The sequence below is a fragment of the Acetobacter sp. AN02 genome (assembly GCF_029759835.1).
Classification (GTDB): Bacteria; Pseudomonadota; Alphaproteobacteria; order Acetobacterales; family Acetobacteraceae; genus Acetobacter.
Map to the genome: position 1 here is coordinate 1 of NZ_JAJJND010000058.1, position 16,905 is coordinate 16,905.

At 54.7% G+C, this 16,905-nt stretch carries 14 protein-coding genes; 3 read left to right on the top strand and 11 right to left on the bottom strand.

The genetic code is table 11. The features are described from left to right. Positions 1-184: 184 nt before the first annotated feature. The 3 genes from LOC54_RS08050 to LOC54_RS08060 form a co-directional block, all read right to left on the bottom strand. Positions 185-481 (bottom strand): hypothetical protein, encoded by a 297-nt coding sequence (locus LOC54_RS08050; protein WP_010504032.1) that lies wholly within the window; start codon positions 479-481, stop codon positions 185-187. A gap of 6 nt (positions 482-487) precedes the next feature. Continuing rightward, positions 488-664: a hypothetical protein gene (locus tag LOC54_RS08055; protein WP_224777768.1), complete on the bottom strand. Its 177-nt coding sequence runs from the start codon at positions 662-664 to the stop codon at positions 488-490. Positions 665-876: 212 nt separating this feature from the next. Beyond that, the gene (locus LOC54_RS08060) at positions 877-1,515 is read right to left on the bottom strand and encodes a LexA family transcriptional regulator (RefSeq protein WP_279313311.1); all 639 of its coding nucleotides are present in this window, start codon (positions 1,513-1,515) and stop codon (positions 877-879) included. A 263-nt stretch (positions 1,516-1,778) separates the two neighbouring features. On the opposite strand from LOC54_RS08060, the gene LOC54_RS08065 reads away from it, so the two are divergent. The 3 genes from LOC54_RS08065 (at position 1,779) to LOC54_RS08075 (ending at position 4,713) form a co-directional block, all read left to right on the top strand. Then, positions 1,779-1,949 (top strand): hypothetical protein, encoded by a 171-nt coding sequence (locus LOC54_RS08065; RefSeq protein ID WP_279313312.1) that lies wholly within the window; start codon positions 1,779-1,781, stop codon positions 1,947-1,949. 90 nt (positions 1,950-2,039) lie between these two features. Further along, entirely contained in the window at positions 2,040-2,888 is an 849-nt protein-coding gene (locus tag LOC54_RS08070) for an FkbM family methyltransferase (RefSeq protein ID WP_279313313.1), read from the top strand. Between the two features lie 268 nt (positions 2,889-3,156). Further along, the gene (locus tag LOC54_RS08075) at positions 3,157-4,713 is read left to right on the top strand and encodes a DNA cytosine methyltransferase (protein ID WP_279313314.1); all 1,557 of its coding nucleotides are present in this window, start codon (positions 3,157-3,159) and stop codon (positions 4,711-4,713) included. On the opposite strand, the gene LOC54_RS08080 is transcribed toward LOC54_RS08075, so the two are convergent. The 8 genes from LOC54_RS08080 to LOC54_RS08115 all read right to left on the bottom strand — a co-directional run bounded on the left by LOC54_RS08080 (position 4,703) and on the right by LOC54_RS08115 (position 16,825). Further along, positions 4,703-5,026 carry a hypothetical protein gene (locus LOC54_RS08080; RefSeq protein ID WP_139312962.1) on the bottom strand — a complete coding sequence of 108 codons (324 nt, stop codon included), beginning with the start codon at positions 5,024-5,026 and terminating at the stop codon, positions 4,703-4,705. The two genes, LOC54_RS08075 and LOC54_RS08080, sit on opposite strands and share 11 nt — an antisense overlap. Positions 5,027-5,074: 48 nt before the next feature. Beyond that, positions 5,075-5,395, bottom strand: coding sequence for a hypothetical protein (locus LOC54_RS08085; protein WP_279313315.1), 321 nt, complete (start codon positions 5,393-5,395; stop codon positions 5,075-5,077). 197 nt (positions 5,396-5,592) lie between these two features. Continuing rightward, positions 5,593-7,398, bottom strand: coding sequence for an AIPR family protein (locus LOC54_RS08090; RefSeq protein ID WP_279313316.1), 1,806 nt, complete (start codon positions 7,396-7,398; stop codon positions 5,593-5,595). A gap of 1 nt (position 7,399) precedes the next feature. After that, on the bottom strand, positions 7,400-8,404 hold the full coding sequence (locus tag LOC54_RS08095; RefSeq protein ID WP_279313317.1) for a PD-(D/E)XK motif protein: 1,005 nt from the start codon (positions 8,402-8,404) through the stop codon (positions 7,400-7,402). Continuing rightward, the gene (locus LOC54_RS08100; RefSeq protein ID WP_279313318.1) at positions 8,388-11,282 is read right to left on the bottom strand and encodes a Z1 domain-containing protein; all 2,895 of its coding nucleotides are present in this window, start codon (positions 11,280-11,282) and stop codon (positions 8,388-8,390) included. Before LOC54_RS08100 ends, LOC54_RS08095 begins: the two co-directional genes overlap by 17 nt. Further along, positions 11,279-12,745 carry an ATP-binding protein gene (locus tag LOC54_RS08105; protein ID WP_279313319.1) on the bottom strand — a complete coding sequence of 489 codons (1,467 nt, stop codon included), beginning with the start codon at positions 12,743-12,745 and terminating at the stop codon, positions 11,279-11,281. Before LOC54_RS08105 ends, LOC54_RS08100 begins: the two co-directional genes overlap by 4 nt. 40 nt (positions 12,746-12,785) lie before the next feature. Further along, positions 12,786-14,972 carry a sigma-70 family RNA polymerase sigma factor gene (locus LOC54_RS08110; RefSeq protein ID WP_279313320.1) on the bottom strand — a complete coding sequence of 729 codons (2,187 nt, stop codon included), beginning with the start codon at positions 14,970-14,972 and terminating at the stop codon, positions 12,786-12,788. 1,463 nt (positions 14,973-16,435) lie between these two features. After that, positions 16,436-16,825, bottom strand: coding sequence for a DNA mismatch endonuclease Vsr (locus LOC54_RS08115; protein ID WP_279313321.1), 390 nt, complete (start codon positions 16,823-16,825; stop codon positions 16,436-16,438). Positions 16,826-16,905 lie beyond the last annotated feature (80 nt).

Genomic DNA, 16,905 nt, shown 5'->3' on the forward strand with positions numbered 1-16,905 from the left:
GTCGAACAACCTTGGCGCATCATGTCAATCGGACTGCGCAATTGGGCACATAGGTTCTAGCAATCAACGGTTGGTATTAGGAAGGTTTGAAAATGCCCTCAGACCCGGACGATGCATCCCGGTCTTCAGCTACCTGGCTTCCCCCTCTGCCTTCAACAGCAGAGGGGCTCTCTTTTGTGTAAACTCAGTCCAGCCCGCGAAGCCTGCGGCGGTCTTCAGCGGCTTTCAGTTTTCGAAGCAATGGTTCTCGCGGAGCCGTCCAACAGCTCATGCCCACAACGAATGCAAAGAGCGGATGCCAGGGCAGAGCCAGGGCGATGCCGCACAAAAGACATGCGCCCGCTCCGAACCACGAGACATATCTCAGCAGAAGCCGCGTCTCGTCTTCCTCGGCACCATACTCTTCGAGATAGGCAGCCAGACGGGCCGCGCGTTTTGCTTCGGTCGCCTCGCTGTAGAGGCCGTCTGTTGAAGACGTCATGAGCGCTTATCTCCCCCAGTGGGCGTGGAAGACGACCCGGATCACCAATGCCGTGCCCAGCATCAGCGCCGCAGGAGGCAGGATGTCGCGCGCCTTCAGCCACGCGAACAGCCGGACCGACGAACCCAGGGCCAGAACGAGCAGGAGAAGAACGATCAGCACAAGAAGGAGAGACACGACCATGTCAGGCGTCCCCTGACAGGCAAGAACAGGGGCCAGACCGGAAGACACAACGGGACAGAGACATCATCGCAGCTCCTTGCAGTTCCTGTGCGGCAGGACGGCCCTGCACACACGATGAACTCAACGAACCTGATGATCTACGATTTCCCGCCTATCGTCAATACGAATATACGCCTGCTTCGAAAAACAGGTTCCCGTATATCAAGAACGCCTCAGGGATGAGGTACGCCGCCGATCCAGACCACTTCGCCGAGCAGCTTGAAGCAGTCCAGGCGATCAGCCTCGACCTCCTGGGGCGGGTAGCGATGATTGTCAGCAATCACCCGGACGCCACCACCAAGTTTGGGATCAAGACGACGGATCAGAACAGTGCCAGCGCTCTCCAGCGCATAGAGCGCGCTGCCCGTCACGGTCGTGACGCTCCGGTCCACGATGACCAGATCACCTGAGGACAGGGTCGGTTCCATCGCATCGCCTGCATTGCTGATGAGGCAGAGGGACGTGAGGTCCCGGGGGATCACGCTTTGCAACCAGTCACGACCAATCCGCAGACCGTCTTCATGATGATCATACCAGGGCACGACGATCTGACGCGTCGAGGTGGTCTGGACCGCTGTCACCCCGGAAGGTGAGCCGCCAGCCGTGCCAAAGGCGATCCAGTCCAGGGACACGCCGCAGACCCGGGTCAGTGACGCAAGGGCGGAGAATTTCATCTCCCCGCCATTCATGTAATCCCTCAGGGTCGTATACGGCACGCCCGCTGCCTTGGCGGCATGGGTGATGCCAATACTCTGGGCCGCTTCGCGGAGGCGCTCGCCGCGCTCGCGCATCACGCGGATCTGGTCGTCCATGAGTTTACGCTTTCGCCTGGAATGTCGGGGCACGCGGAGGGTCCTCATTCGGAAATGAGGCATGAATACGATATTCCGCTTGATATGTAAGTCGGAAAACCGTATCTCTTGGCATCGAAATGTTGCGTGGCCCGTGACTCGTCATCGTCAGATCCTCGCATGAAACCGACATTTTTGTCCAAGGGATTGTCATGCCTGAAGATCCACTGTTGCCACCACCCCGTCCAGCCGGCCTCGAGGACCTGCATGCCGGCCTGCACGACGTGCTGCGTCTGATCGAGATCGAGCATGCGCTGCTCAAAGGGCGGCTGGAGAGCCTGCGGGCGGATACGGAAGGTGCGCGCCTGCTGGAGGGCGTGATGGTGCTGGGCGCCGTGCTGCAGCAGCGGATGGGCGGTCTGCTCCAGCTCTGCCGCGAGGTCGGGAAGCTGTGACGGAGCGGTCCATCGGACACAGCGCGTCCTGAATCTGCCGTTTGCTTCATCGAAGCCCCGTTGCTCTCTTCCATACGGTCATCATCTCTTATGTTAGAATACTCAGAGCCGTCTTCTGAGCACGTTGTGCTGGACGGGCACAGCCTCACGCGTGCCCTTCCTTTTGGGTCCTATCCGTTGACGGACGTGCAGAAGAAGATCCGGAAAGTCTTCTTCAACACGCCATTGGGATACAGCCGTCTGCGTCGGCCGTTCATGGAACGGTTCAAACGAGACTGCGCCTCAGGTCCTGTCGATGCGACCCTGTTCGGGCTGAAAGTACGGTTTTATCCGCAGGACAACCAGACGGATGCAAAATCAGCGGTGTGTGGCGCGTGCTACAATCATCGCGAGCTGAAATGGCTGCGGCGTCATCTGCCGAAAGGTGGGACGTTTGTGGATGTGGGCGCGAATATGGGGTTCTTCTCCCTCTATGCCGCCCAGCGGGAAGCCCGCGTCATCGCCGTTGAGCCGAACCCGGTCCTGTTCGAGCGGCTGACGACCAATATGAGGCTGAACGGGATGCGGGCCGATCTCTTGCGTGTGGCTGTGGGCGATCAGGAGGGTTCTGGTCAGCTCGTGCAGGTGAACGGGGATTTCGGCGGCGGTCGGATTGGTGCGGGGCACGGTGCTGCGGTGCGGATCCGGCCGCTTCTGGACATTCTGCAGGCCTGCGATGTGACCGCCGTGCATGTTCTGAAGATCGACATCGAAGGCTACGAAGACCGGGCGCTGCTGCCGTTTTTCCGCGAGGCGCCAGCAGCGTTGTGGCCTGATCATATCATCATGGAAGACACCGAGCATGGGCGGTGGGTCCAGGATGTTTTTCCGGTGCTGCGGCGCTGTGGATATGAACGCCGCTCCCGCAGCCGCGGGAATATCCTGCTCTCAAGGTTCTGAGGGGTGCTGGGGAGGAATGAAATTAAGAACTTTAGTCCTGAGCGTTCGGTTGAAGCGACGCTTGCTCCGGCTCCCCCGAATAAAGTTGGAAGCGGAAACCTTGCGTATAAGGCCCATGTGGAAATCGGCTTGGCGTTAGTGTTCTTTTTCCTAATTTATAGCTTCATCTAGAGACGGGCTGTTGACCCATAAGTTGGGTCACATCGCCCTGGTTTTCGTCATAAAATCTAGTATACAGCGGCTGAAAGAAACTTATTAGGAGCCTGATTTGCCATCCACTTTCGGAATTGTCGATTTGTTTGCCGGTCCCGGCGGACTTGGCGAAGGATTTGCGTCCCTCGTTGAGGACGGCCATGCGCCGTTCCGGATCGGCATTTCGGTCGAGAAGGAGGCGTCGGCCCATCGTACCTTGATGCTGCGTGCGTTCCTACGTGAATACCGTGCGCATCATGGCATCTTGCCGAAAGAGTTCATTGATTTTCATGCCGGGCAGGTACCCGAACCAGACTGGTCAGCCATCGACGCTCGAGCGTGGCAGCAGGCCATTGAAGAAGCCCGCGCACTTGAACTCGGTACAGAGGCTGCGACGAGCACTATAGATGGCGCCATCGCGACGCTGAAACGGAAATATGACGACACGATCCTAATCGGTGGGCCGCCGTGCCAAGCCTATTCCTTGGTGGGGCGTGTCCGCTCCAGAGGTAAGGTAGGCTATGTCCCTGAAGAGGATGCACGGCACTATTTATTTCGCGAGTACATCCGCGTCCTCGACAAGCTTCGTCCGGCCATCTTTGTGATGGAAAATGTTAAGGGCATGCTTTCGTCGACAGTTGAGAGTCGACTTGTCTTTGAGATGCTGATGGATGACCTGTCCTCGCTTGGCACGAATCACGCTCATCATTATGAACTTCGTGCCGTTCGAGTTGAGGATGGCAAGGTCAGCCTCCATGAGGCAGCCCAGCCTTCCGATTTTATCGTGCGCGCCGAGGCTTTCGGGGTTCCGCAGCGTCGCCACAGGGTAATCATCGTCGGCATCCGTTCGGACATCGCAAGGCAGAATGCGGATGCGGAGATCACTGTATCGAAAAGGGCGCGGACCGTCCGCGATGTCATCGAAACGATGCCGGCCTTACGAAGCGGCCTCAGCCGGGGGCTCGACGATGCGGTCGCTTGGCGAAGAGAAGTCTTGGACGCATCGACATTACTGGCCGGCGTCTGCAAGGGGAAAGGTAACCGTACGCTCCGTGAAGAGTTTCTGGCTGTCTCAGAACAAGCAAAGGAAAATATGCCTACTCTTCGGGCGACTTCACGGTTGCCGGAAGGCTATGGGACTTCAAAAGATAAGTTGCTGGAATGGATCGAGCGAACGGAACTACGCGCGATTGCTCAGCACGAGACGCGTGGGCATATGGCTTCGGATTTGGGCCGCTACCTGTTTGCTTCCGTGTTCGGGATCGTCCGTGGCTACAGCCCGAAAGCCGCTGACTTTCCTTTGGTACTCAGCCCAGACCACCGCAATTGGCACAGCGGTGTCTTTAACGACCGTTTCCGGGTTCAATTAGCGAACGAGTCATCGACCACTGTTACGAGCCACATTTCCAAAGATGGCCACTACTTTATCCATCCTGATCCGATCCAGTGCCGCAGCCTAACCGTTCGTGAGGCAGCTCGTTTACAGACCTTCCCTGACGACTATTTGTTTTTGGGTAATCGGACACAGCAGTACGTCCAAGTTGGAAACGCTGTGCCGCCGTTCTTGGCAAAGCAAATCGCGCGGCTGGTGTTTAAAAGCCTGCTAGCTGGCGATAGGAACATTAATCGATAACTAAAGTGTACGCACCTTTCGCACGACGAGCCATTCTCACCGGAACTTCAGGGTAGAGTTTTTTCATCACGGCAAAAATTCTCACTTGATAATCGTTCACCATACGCTCGCTCAGAATGACTTCCTTGATCGCCTCGTGCGGGTACGGCCTAAAGATCGGATCGGCGTTGCTCTGCAGCGATTGAAACAGAAGACGTCGTCCTCCTTCATATTTCCACTCCTTAGATTTTTCTGCAAAGCTAAATTGCCGTAATGCTTCTCCACAAGCCTGTTCGCAAAGTGGAATCCAGCTTATTTCGTCTGTCTTCCCCAAATACTGGACTCTTGTTCTCGTCTCCTCAATCGCTATCTGATGATACCATTATTGGTCCCGAGTGATCGCGTAGACGAAACTATCTAAAGTTGGTGGCGCATCAATGTAGGCAATGTCCATAACATAACCTTCTGGTTCGGCTTTGGTGACCAAGCTCTCATCAAATACAATACAAAAACCCCTAAGATCGTCTGCATAGTGAGACTGTATAAGAAGGTTGTCTCGTTGCGAACCTAAACATGCGATTCTTAATTTATTTCTTATTTCTTGGAACTGTGGTTGAGAATCTTTGCATTCATCAAAATACGCAATCAAGTTCTCGTCTTGAGATGAACAACCTTCCACGCCCCATGCCTGGAGAGCCGCCACAAAGCGTTCAGGTTCGCGCTTTGCGTCGGAAACTTCTTCATGAATTTCGCTCCAGAATTCAAATGGGCCATTATAGGCCGAATAGTGCTGACAGTAGATTGCACCGTCCTCGAGATTTCTGAGGGAATATTCCGTCGGACCGCAGAACTTTAATAAATCCTGTTTCGTTTCTGGTATGCTGGTGCACTGCTTTTAGTTCAGAGAGACTTGATCTCACTTATTCTCTTGCCGGGCGGCGCAAATTCGGTGGCTCTCACTTTTTCCCACGTGTTTGCACGCTTCGCTACTTCCGAAATCTGCTGACCTGGGGCGATCCTGTTGAACTCGGCGTTTACGATAACGGCCCAGTCCCAAAGCAGGTCCCGCAGACCAGATGAAATCCCTTGCCGCATCCAGATCTGCTCGAGGTCGAGCTTGTCGCCAAGTCGGTCCGCGACCACCGAAACGACATAGGTGGCGATGTTCACCCAACCTTGGCGGAACACCTCTTTCGCCTCCCTCGTTTTGATCATGCTCTCGATCGCCTTGAACAGAATGACCTTAGCGATCATTGCTCGATACCACTGGGCGTCGAGCGGGCTGGGAACAATAGTGGGATCATCATCGAGCGCAGCCATGAACGCTGCAAAGTTTTTTTCGCCAGCCATTGCGACTTGATTTGGCTTGCCGCGCCACGCTTCGTGGTACTTTGCGATGTCGTTCTTGGTCAGTTTGCGTTTTGGCGGGATCATCTCCTTTAGGTTTCGCCTCTTGGCCGGCGTGGTGCCTTCTCTCAGAATCATGACATTGTATGCGCCAGCTGCTCGCTCATAGAACCATCGTGTAGCACCATCGGGACACCAAGTGCCGTTCGCAAGTTTTTCAAGCTCTCGATGGAAAGGACGGTTTGCCGACAAGTCGGATATTTTTACCGCGTTCTGACTATTGGCATAGCGGGACACATTGCTGATAAGTCTTTCGCGTGCTTCGTCCTGTGATTCTTTGAGGATGATAATCTTGGCCGGGACCATCACATGGCTGAGATCGATCGTGCGATCGTCGCGGGATGAGAAGTAGATGGTCGAGGTCGTCTGGCCACCGTTCACTATTTGCAGGCCCTTCAGGAAAGACAGGCCTAAATTCCCGTCGGCAGTCCGCTCAAACGCAGCTTCGTCGCAGACAAGCACGAGCCCATTGTTGAAGGCGAGAAAGTGTTCTGGCTCCTTTCGCAATGTTTCGACGATACCCTTGTTGGCCGTACGTTTGTTGCCTAAAAAAGTGCGAATGTTGGCTTCGAGCAATGTCGTTCCATAGCGCAGATAGAGATCCCGAATGAGCTGCCCGGGTATGGCGGTAAGGGCATACTCATAATCAGCATCGGGATCTGGGACGTGGACGCAGGGCAGTGCTCGACCAATCGACTGGACGAAACTAACAGCCAACTCGTCTCGTGGTTTGCCCTCGGTGTGACGGTAGAGCCTCTCTATGTCCATGGCCTCAACGGCTACCATCTTCTGGTGAACTTCCTTGTTCGAGAACCGCTTGGTCTTGATCTTGCCATCTGTAATCACGAACACGCGAAGTCGGTCGATGTCGCCCCAGCGAGAACGAATGGTTGCCACAAGGTCCCTGACTGGATGGGTAGGATCGACCCTTGCATCAAGGCTGCCGGTTGCTGCACGGAATAAAAAGCGAACACCTTCGCTGGCAGTAGCGGTGGCATCCGAGTCCTTTAAACCGTTCAGTTCCTCGGTCCCGAAATAGTGGGTCACGAAGAGATCGAGGGCCGTTTCATCAGAGCTGAGCGCATAGCCCGTAATGCGGAGTTTCGCGTTACCGACCTTGCCACTCCAATGGCAAACTGTTGGTGCCTCGCAGATCCCGGCTTCTGCGACATGCTCCATGACCATCTCTGCAAAGACAAGTTCATCCGAAGGGAATGGGCCTTCGCCATCCTCTACTCGCTCGGCAACAATGGTTTGCATGTCGGAACGAAAGTTATGGTGAAATTCTTCGAGGCTCATGTTAAACTAGTCCAAATTCATTTATCACTTCCCGGAGCCCGACCGAGGGTATTTCGAGCGCGTCGAGGTCGAGTACGTAGGCAGCCGAGCGGATGGCGGGTGAGAGCATAGTGCGCTTGAGGCGGGGCATGTCACCTTCCGCAAGGAATGCCCTCACGTCCTTTAATGTCAGTATGCGTCCGTAAAGCCCTGCATGCTCGTCTAGGTATCCCATCACCATGAGCAATGCTTCGAAACCGCGTTGTACTCCGGCCAGTCGGAACTTTTCTCGGAGTGCCGTGACAAGACTGGCGAGCGAGACACCATCGATGCATTCTTCGAAGCGGAAGGCGCACAGGAAGATAGGCGTCCGATCACCATCGAGCTGTTCTATGCTGTTGATCCGCGCGAGGAAACTGCCGGCCCGGGTTGTGCTCTTCACTTCTACCGCGCCTCCTCGAATGTGAAAGTCCTGCGCTGCCCGCAACGGTCCCTGCCAGCAGTCGAGAGCACCTGCCCCAAGGGAGGTGTGCGCCAGCTCTCTGAGCATCCAAAGTTCGCCGAGCAGGCCAATCTGAGCGTCGGACGAAAGGGGGCGGTGTGTTCGAGCCATGAAAGCCTGCCACTCTTTGACCCGATTGAGGAAAGCTTCCATAACGTCGCAGTCCGCGTTATTGGCTGCTGTCTCCAAAGTTCTCAGAACATCCACAACCATGATGGCGAAGATGTCGGGTGAGCCTTCTGGCCGTCTGACGAGAGCAATCGCCGTTCTACCTGCAAATAAGGTCTGCTCCTTGATGCAGGAGACGTCGAAGCCCTTACCTTCAGGAAGCCTTTCCGGGCTCACCGGCCATAATCCTGGAAAGGAGACAATCAGTGCCTCCCGCCCAAGTGGAAACTGACAACCTGCCTCAATCGAGACCGTACCCACATCGGTGAGATGCACAAATCGCCAGTCTTCCACTGTTGCCTGCCTGGCGAGCGCTCGCCAGGCACGAACAAGCCCCTCTTCAGTCCACCCAGTCATTGATCCCCCCCCATAGTACGCTGTTGGCGATGTATCTGGAGTTGGAGACCTTTCTCTCGGAAGTGCTTGACGGGAAACTGATGGCCCAGGCAACGACGGGATCGGCATTCTTCAGTTCATCGACACCCGCACCTACAGGATCAAGCAGATAGAGCATGAGCAGACCGCGTTCCCGGCGGGACGGAATACCCATTTCGGTGACACCTTCGCCAAGTATGTAACGGATCTGTGGGCCTCTCGGTTCGGACGGTGGCTCCTTGCCTTCGTTTCGATCCGTATCGTTGCGCCAGGTTTTGCGGCTGAGATCGAGCGCTGCCTTCCATTCTGCCTCGGTTAGATCGATGGCCTGATCGCGTGGTGAGATCAGGGTCTTGATCGAGTATCGATCCGGATGCTCGGTCGTGCGTTTTCGCTGAAGCATATTTACTGAACAACCACCTAGCGTGCGGTGTTTGTCGTCCGGACCGCTGTCCTTCCCGATCAACGCGATGGTCCAGCTCGTGAGCTCGCCATCCTTGTTCATCTCTTCAATGAAGTCCGCAATCAGCGGACTCATGATTCTGAAGCTGGCGGAGTGAGTCCTGTAGTCCCTGAGAAACGAGATGACATTCAGAGCTGATACATTCCGCCAGAGGTGACCGTTCCACTTTTGACCTTGTGGAACGAAATACTGATCGTTCAGATCCGTCGATGGACCGAGTGTATTGATGAACCTATTCGCGGCCGTGAAGTTTGCAGTGATGTCATTGTTACGGTTGGGAAACACGATGGTCTGCAGAAGGTCGCCCGAATAAGTCAGCTGCATCGTGCGAGCGTTTCTCATTTTGGCCCGAGACGTCACTGTCAGCACGGAATGTGATTTTACTCGCAGACCAAACTGTTTTGGCGTGGCGCCCGCCGCAACCATGTTGTCAAACTCCTGACGGAGCTCTTCTGCGGCATCGGCGATGTGACCGAACCACTCCACCATTTCCTCCGATGTGTAGAGGCGGCAGACATCAAGATAACCATCACGGTAACCGAACCATCGTCCCATCTGCATAAGCGTATCGTACATACGTGCGGTTCGAAGGAAGTAGCTCGTGCAGAGACCTTCGAGCGTCAGGCCACGTGCCAGTTTGTCACCGCCTATGGCAATCACCTTGAGGCCAGTGCCATCATTTTCGGAGTAGTCGAGTGCGTCCTTGGCCGTACCATTGATCTCCCGGACACGAATGTCTGACAGCACGTCGGGTAGGACAGCCCGAATGTCTGCCCACGAGAAATCCTTCAGCGTTTCGCCTTCAACGAGGGCAGAACGGATATCCTGCATCCCTGGAAGAAAGGTTTCCTGATATTCCGCGCGCATGAGCTTCTCGAGCTCCGCAAGCTCAATGCTGCGGGTATAACGTCCCTTCAGCTCTCGCACATACTCTGTAACCTGGTTAACGACGGCGCTCTGCACCGAGGTGAAACGGGTGACGTGGATAAGCATCGACGAATGTCTGCTCCCCTGTCCGCGTAGCTTCCTCACGGCACAGGCATAGAGGAAGGAACGGATCGCCTCTGCGAGCGAATCGGGTACACGATCCTCACCTTTCCAGCGTGGCTGATGCCCGTTTTTGTGTGGCTTGATTTCTGGAGAAGTCGTGGTCTTGCTGGGCATCCAGGGCTGGAATTCATCTTCCATCAAGGGGCGAACAAGTGGCAGCTCTTCAGGTGTGCTGGAAGCCGATCCGAAGACACGGCCAGGTCCGACATAGTTTGATGGGGCTGCGAGGTTGGTGATGAAGGATGCCGGAAAGAGGTCTGGTCCGTGCTTCTCGGTCTCCCCGCGGTCATGAATGAAAATATTAGCAAAGGGTGTCGCCGTGTAGCCGATATAAGCTTTTCGCGAGAAGTGATGAAGGATAGACCGGATCAACCTGTTGATTGTCTTCGGCTGATGCTCGAGATCTGGGATGCCGGACTCGTCGACGACATCCTCACCGGTGTCCACCGATCCATGGTCTGACTCGTCGTCGATAACCAGAAGCGGCAGGTTGGTGACGAGCTTCCGGCCTGTTTCAGGGTTGATATGATTAGCTACACGGTTCCGGATCCAGTGCAGCAGGCGCTCCAGCACCGTCTTGTTCTTTTTGACGACGAACAACCACGGTCGCTGTTCCGGACTAATATTCATCTTCGCTGCAACGGCTGTATTGAAGTCGCCTTTGTCGCTCCGATTGGTTGCAGCATTGGGACGGACCGACATGTCCTTGTCGATCAGTCCTACCCCCACTGCTGGGAGCTCATCAGCATCTGCGATGGTGGCGAAACCTAGAAACCCCTCGTCCAAGCGGATCTGGGTCTGGGCTCTCAGGTTGTTATGCAGGCCAGCAAGCACGATGATGATCTTGTAACCGGCGTCGGCTGCTTTGCAGATCAGTCCGGTATAATTGCCAGTCTTTCCCGACTGAACATGGCCCACGACCAGTCCGCGACGATCCCAGGCGCCTTCCCGGGTCGGGTCCTCGAGCTGTGAAAGGACTTCGTCGGTTGAAACGTCAAGGGCGTCGAGGGCCGTCCAAGGGATGCGTGTCTCCATATATTCTGAGTAGCGCCGCCAATAGGTCCAGTCCTTCTTCCTTTCTGCATCAAGCCAAGCGATATGGTCCTCACCGTTCGACAGGGTAGCGTTCTCGCCCACTGTGCGGCTTGAACGCCGGATCAGTTCGTCGGCGAGTGCGTCCCGATCAACAAGGGCGAAATCGTCTTCCATCATGATCGACAGCTTGGTCAGCTCCTTCTCGATCATTTCCGGCGTAACAGCGCTTTGAGCGCGTTCCGCGGAGAGGCGGAGCATGTTCTGGGCCATGGAAAGGATTGAGTCGAAGGCTTTCTGGTTTGAAATCGTCATTGCGTATCTTTTACTCCGAGGGCAGCAACAAGATCTGGGTGTCGATCAAATGGGGGTGTACGGCCAAGCCGTTCGCGCGCTTCTGTTGGGCCGAGACCACGGAACGTCACCAGTGCTTCAAACATTGACAACAGTATCTCTCTCACTTCGTTGTCGGCTGCACCTGCGAAACCAGTTCTTGGCGTCTCCTTGTCCTCCGCCGTATCCAGCCAGATACGTTGCACAGGAACCGTCTCCTCGATCAGCCTCAAAAGAGCGAGGATGTCGGGTTTCAGCGAACCGGCGCGATCCAAGATCGAGGCGACAAGGTCATGGTCGCGAGCGATGCGGTACGATGTTCCTTGCGCCGAACGTCGTACTTGCCAAGTTTCGACTCCTGCGTTCGAATTTATGCCTGAGGCTGGAGTGACATGACCCCGGTGGGCAAAGACTCTTCTTGCCGAGACCCGCGTTTCTGTTGCCAGACGGTGAAGCTGAGATCGCAGTCGTACGGGCGGACTGGCCGTCGACTTCAGGACATTGATCTTCCAGTCGGCATCCGCGCTGTTCGGTATGTCGAGCCGAATACGGGCAAGTCTGTGAGCTTCATCACGCGGCCATGGCTTGCCGCCGTCGCCGAGGCCGAGCCAGCCCCCGGCGAGAAGAAGACGCCTGTTACGATAGACGTAGAAGCCCTCCTGCTGCGTCCATCCTCCGGGTCCTGCTGCGGCTTCATGTTCTGTAGGCTTGAGCATGTCACGATGCGGAAGAACGTTGCATTGCACAGTCACACCAGTGGTGTGGAGTATCCGATACTCCGGGCTCTCCAGCGCTTTGCCGGGATGACCAATAAGGTACGGGTCCCATGGTTTCACTCCTCGGCCATTAAGGGACAAGCGAAGCATGGGCAGCTGGCCATCAAGAAGGCGATGAAAGGTCATCGCAAGGTGCCCCTCTATGTGATCTACGAGTTCGATCATGTTGGTGGCCGTGAAACCATCAGTTACGATACGGTCTAGCTTTTCCAATAAAACAACGGTGCCGTGGGCCATCTGGTCCAGCGGGGCGAGCAGATGTTCTGATCCTGGGGCCGGTCCCTCGAAGAGGGGCCATTCGGCGGCGGGTTCCTGACCGATAAGATCGAGGTCCCAGCGTAAACAAACGACTGGTCCACCCTCTTTCCGGCTGGCGACGGTCAGGCGACGGGCCTGAGAGAAGCTGGCTGTCTTCAGACCTAGTCCAAAGCGTCCAAGGTCTGTGGCGGCGCGTTCAGACCTTGGATCGCGTGCACCTAGACGCATGCCGGCCTCCAGAGCTGCGTCGTCCATACCATCACCGTCATCAACGATTTTTATCCAGCTCTCTGGACCAGCCCATTCAAGATGAACGGCGACGTCGCGCGCATTTGCAGCGATGGAATTGTCTATGAGATCAGCAAGTGCAGTGGGAGGCGCGTAGCCGAGCCCGCGCAGGGACTCCAGCATAGAACCGGCATGAGGCGGAGCATTCCTTACGCCCATATCATTACATCCCAAGTAGAGTTTGGAGACGCTTTTTGCGTCCAGGGTGAGCAAGATGGGCGAGTGCTTTGGCCTCGATTTGACGAATGCGTTCGCGTGTCACTCCGTAGATCTGACCGATCTCCTCAAGGGTCATATCGGTCTCACGCTCGATCCCAAAGCGCATCCGGATCACATCTGCTTGGCGTTCCGGCAGGTCAGCCAGTGCTTCCGCCACAATCCGTTCGGTTTCTGCCTGATTGACGATATCTGCGTCTGAAAATTCGGGCAGCAGGTTGTCCCACTCGCTGATGCTTGCGGGATACTCGGCTTCACGTGGTATACTACGGAATTCTCTAACTTCGTCGATTGTCCATTCCAAATCATCGGCGAGTTCGTAGTCGGAAATGATGGCATTGACTCGGACGTCTAGTCTGTCCAAGGCACGATCAAGCTTGGTAATCTTCTCGTTTCGGTGCACGGGGATGCGGATTGCCGCGCCTTCATCAGCGCGCCATCGCGTGATTGCCTGCCGCATCCAGTAAGTGGCGTAGATGAGAAAGCGATAGCCAAGTTCTGGGTTAAATCGTCTTGTAGAACGCTGTAAACCTATGAACGCTACTTGAAAGACGTCCTCTGGATCTTCTCCTTCAACCACGTTCCGCGACGCAAAACGCCGTACGTAGGGCAGATGCTCGCGGATAAGGCGCTCGTTGACGGCTTCAAAGACCAGTATCTCAGCTTTCAACGTACTGGCCTCGTTTTGAGACGATGGGAACTGTTGGAGTCTACGAAATAACTCCTTGTGGAATGCCAGAGAAAGATCCAATGCATCGAGCGCGGCGAGTGCTTTTCGTCGTTGTTTGCCGTCCAGCATCCGTCCGCTGGTATGCCACGACCTCAGGGTGTCGACAGCTTCCATTACTTTGGATGTCTCTGCATGGTTCTGACGCGAGGGGATGATAGTTCTAAGAGACACTGAGGCGGGGTCTCGCGAACCGTCGCGGATGCTGTTCATGACGTCGAGGATTGTTACGACAGCGGTCTCGGAGGACAGGATACTAAGCTGGAGTTCCTGTTTGGCCCGTATCATCGGCTCAAGCAATTGAAGTTCGTCAGATTTGTTCATGACGAAGCGTTGTGTGCCAGGCAGATGCGTTCGACGTGTAAGGGCCGTCTCGATAGCATCGGCTAGATCATCGGACGAAATGTCCGGGATGACATACCATAGATCCATATCGTGCCCGGTCGCATGTTCGAGGTCGAAGCCTGCTGCCTCCAAATTGCGTTTGAGATTGATACGTAATTCCTCAAAATCACCGTTCCCTTCGCAGGCGTCGACTAGACGGTCGATATCGTTAAGGGAGCAGCAGCCCTTGGCCAAAATTTCTTCTGACCAAATGAGGCAGAAATCCGGGTCGATCGACATCCGCGTACCAGTATGGACGACTGCGCGTTTGTTCGATTTTCGGCCACTCTTGCGGACCTTCAGGAAGTCATTTTCCGCACCGTAATCTATCGTTATAGAGGTACAGGTGTCTGAGCCGATCCCTTCTCCGGCAATCGGCGCAGGTGAAAGGTCAAGATTCCAGTCCGCCGCTTCGTTGTCCGAAACCACAGGTGACGGACTGGCAAGTGTTATGAATGTCCCGAATGCCGTGGCGCCCGCATAGTAATTGAAGAATTCCTCTGGTTCTGCCTTGGCTTCGAAATTCAACAGGTCATCGAGGTCGTCAACCCTAACGGTTGGTTCAGTCTTCTGAATAACGGTGAAACGGCAATCCTCAATTGCATCTGGCCCGGCAACAGCAGTCTCGGTAGCGAGTGAGCCTAGGCTCTGGCTAAGCGTTTCTGTCTCCCGAGGTGGCGCCGCAAGCGACGACAGAAGCTGCGAGGCGAGACCGTGGCCTTCGGCAAATGCCACTTCAGCAGGCGTCTGTCGATCATGGTTCAGTGCGTCGGGGTCAGCGCCTGACCGAATAAAGAGATCGCACACGGCCAGACTGCCTGTACGTGCAGCAAAGTGGAGAGGTGTATCTCCCTGCAGGTCAGTAGCGTGAAGGCGAGAAGATGCCGCAAATTCGACAAGCCTATCGAGCTTCCCTTCAGCGATCAGTCGGATCTCGAAAGGTCTAAGAACATGGCTCTCAAGTTCGCTCGCCGTCTGTTTGCGACTTCCAAATATGCGGGACAGTCTATCCATGATCTTCATGAATGACTTTCCTGTTGAGATATCGCGATCTTCTGGTCTTGCGGCTTCCTCGTGCCAAAATCAGTATCAACTTTGAAGAGCCTCAATAAGTAGTACAACAGCTTCTGTCGAACCTTGATCTTCATCTTGTTGCTACGCGTCTCGTAGTTGAGCACAGGTGACCTGCAAGATTTTGCGATGGGGCAGTGTACAACCGGACTGTCAGGGTAACTTCGGCATTCAAGTTGTGCTCGTCCACCGTGGCCTCCCAATCCTTCCTGATAGGCATGATAACTGCGTGCGCCTACTCTTTTGATCCTAAATCAGAGTAGACGTTAAATAAACCTTTGGAATCAAATTAGGACAGGTCTTTTTTAGGGCTTGGTTAGGTACAATTAAGGATCTATCAATCTGGTTCCAAAGCCCAGATCCTGATCGGGGAATTTAATTGATGTCTAAAATTACTGAATTATATGAAATAATTGAGGTTTATATTCAATTTACTGGATCTTGTACAGTAAAAATGTCTAATATTTATTAAATGACCATTGGTTTTTGGCGCATGGTCTTTGTAAGACTAGCAACTGCGCTTAAAGAGCGGAGACCAATCTCATGTGCAGGAATGCCCACTCGTGATCTTTCAAACAGGCTCTTAGAACATTTTCAACGTTCAAGCCCACCCTTCGCTTTCTCACAAGCTGATGTTTGCCACAGAACAGGATTTCCAGACAGAGATCATGACTGTTGAGATCAAGGATTCGCGGTAGTCTGCATGGTGTATGCATTGGTCTTTTCTCTCAGAGAATTTTAGGAAATTAGGTCGGATTTTCCTGCTTCCGGGTATAGTTTTCGACATGAAGAGATTCCAAGATGTCGAGTGCAACCAGACGAAAGGCAATGCTGGCAACGGTCCTACCAACGCCGGAAGCTGTCTGCTGAAGCGTCGCTCCCCGGAACCAGAAGGTGGTGAGTTTCTTGTCATTGGATGTTGCCCACCTGACTCCCATGTTAGCTAGCCTAGTGGGCGCAGCAGGTTTTGAAGGCGTTTTTGTAAGGGTCGCAGATGGGGGACAGCCCTTTGCAGAATTTCTTTCCGGCGGGACGTCCTGCCGCATCCGCCGACAAGAGCTTTTCGTTTACAGGATTGTTAAAGACGGGACAGACTGACCTTGGGAATAGCAGCCTGTGGGCTGGGGATCTAAAGCTGGAACAGATCTGTGTCTGATGAAAAGGGAAAAAAATGAAGCGCTGGATGATCATTGCCGAGGACGGCCGTCACGCAACGCTTGGGGAGCACCGTTCGCCCAGTGAAGAAGAAATCGATCAAGTAACGGCTTCCCTGTCTGCACATGGACTGGGTGGATGGCTCGTTCTGGGGGACGGGGACTATTACCAACCCCGCAAACCATTCGATCTGGAAAAAGTTCGGCAGGTTTCCGACAGCCAGGTGTCTTGGGAAGTGGCTGAAACCCGGTTCCGAGATCTTAGAAGCCGGAGCTGTTCTCCAGCCGGATAGCTTCTTCCTGAAGAGAGTACAGTTTCCTGTCAGACCGGATCCAGGAAACGGTTTCCGCTAGTAGCGTTTCCCACGGAAGACGGGCGGGCCCCCGCATGGCGCATTCCCAGACTTCAAGGACCCGCCATCCCTGCTCAAGCAGGGCTTGGCGGTTTCTGTCATCTCGATCCCTGTTGCCGGAGATTTTGGCCCGCCAAAATTCCGTCCGAGTTCTGGGCAGCCGGAACAGATGACAGTGATGGCCATGCCAGAAACAGCCATGAACCAGAATCGCAGCTTTCCAGCGGGGCAGAACGATATCAGGCCGCCCTGGCAGTTTCCGGTCATGAAGACGGTAGCGGAATCCTTTTGCATGCAAGGCTTTATACCAACCGTTTCTTGATCAGACTCACGGGGTACCCATTGGGCTAAAAATGTGATTCACAGGATGCTGATCAT

Coding starts and splice junctions, on each gene's coding strand:
- LOC54_RS08050 (WP_010504032.1), bottom strand. CDS start 481: ATGACGTCTTCAACAGACGGCCTCTACAGCGAGGCGACCGAAGCAAAA.
- LOC54_RS08055 (WP_224777768.1), bottom strand. CDS start 664: ATGGTCGTGTCTCTCCTTCTTGTGCTGATCGTTCTTCTCCTGCTCGTT.
- LOC54_RS08060 (WP_279313311.1), bottom strand. CDS start 1,515: ATGGACGACCAGATCCGCGTGATGCGCGAGCGCGGCGAGCGCCTCCGC.
- LOC54_RS08070 (WP_279313313.1), top strand. CDS start 2,040: ATGTTAGAATACTCAGAGCCGTCTTCTGAGCACGTTGTGCTGGACGGG.
- LOC54_RS08090 (WP_279313316.1), bottom strand. CDS start 7,398: ATGAGCCTCGAAGAATTTCACCATAACTTTCGTTCCGACATGCAAACC.
- LOC54_RS08095 (WP_279313317.1), bottom strand. CDS start 8,404: ATGACTGGGTGGACTGAAGAGGGGCTTGTTCGTGCCTGGCGAGCGCTC.
- LOC54_RS08100 (WP_279313318.1), bottom strand. CDS start 11,282: ATGACGATTTCAAACCAGAAAGCCTTCGACTCAATCCTTTCCATGGCC.
- LOC54_RS08105 (WP_279313319.1), bottom strand. CDS start 12,745: ATGCTGGAGTCCCTGCGCGGGCTCGGCTACGCGCCTCCCACTGCACTT.
- LOC54_RS08110 (WP_279313320.1), bottom strand. CDS start 14,972: ATGAAGATCATGGATAGACTGTCCCGCATATTTGGAAGTCGCAAACAG.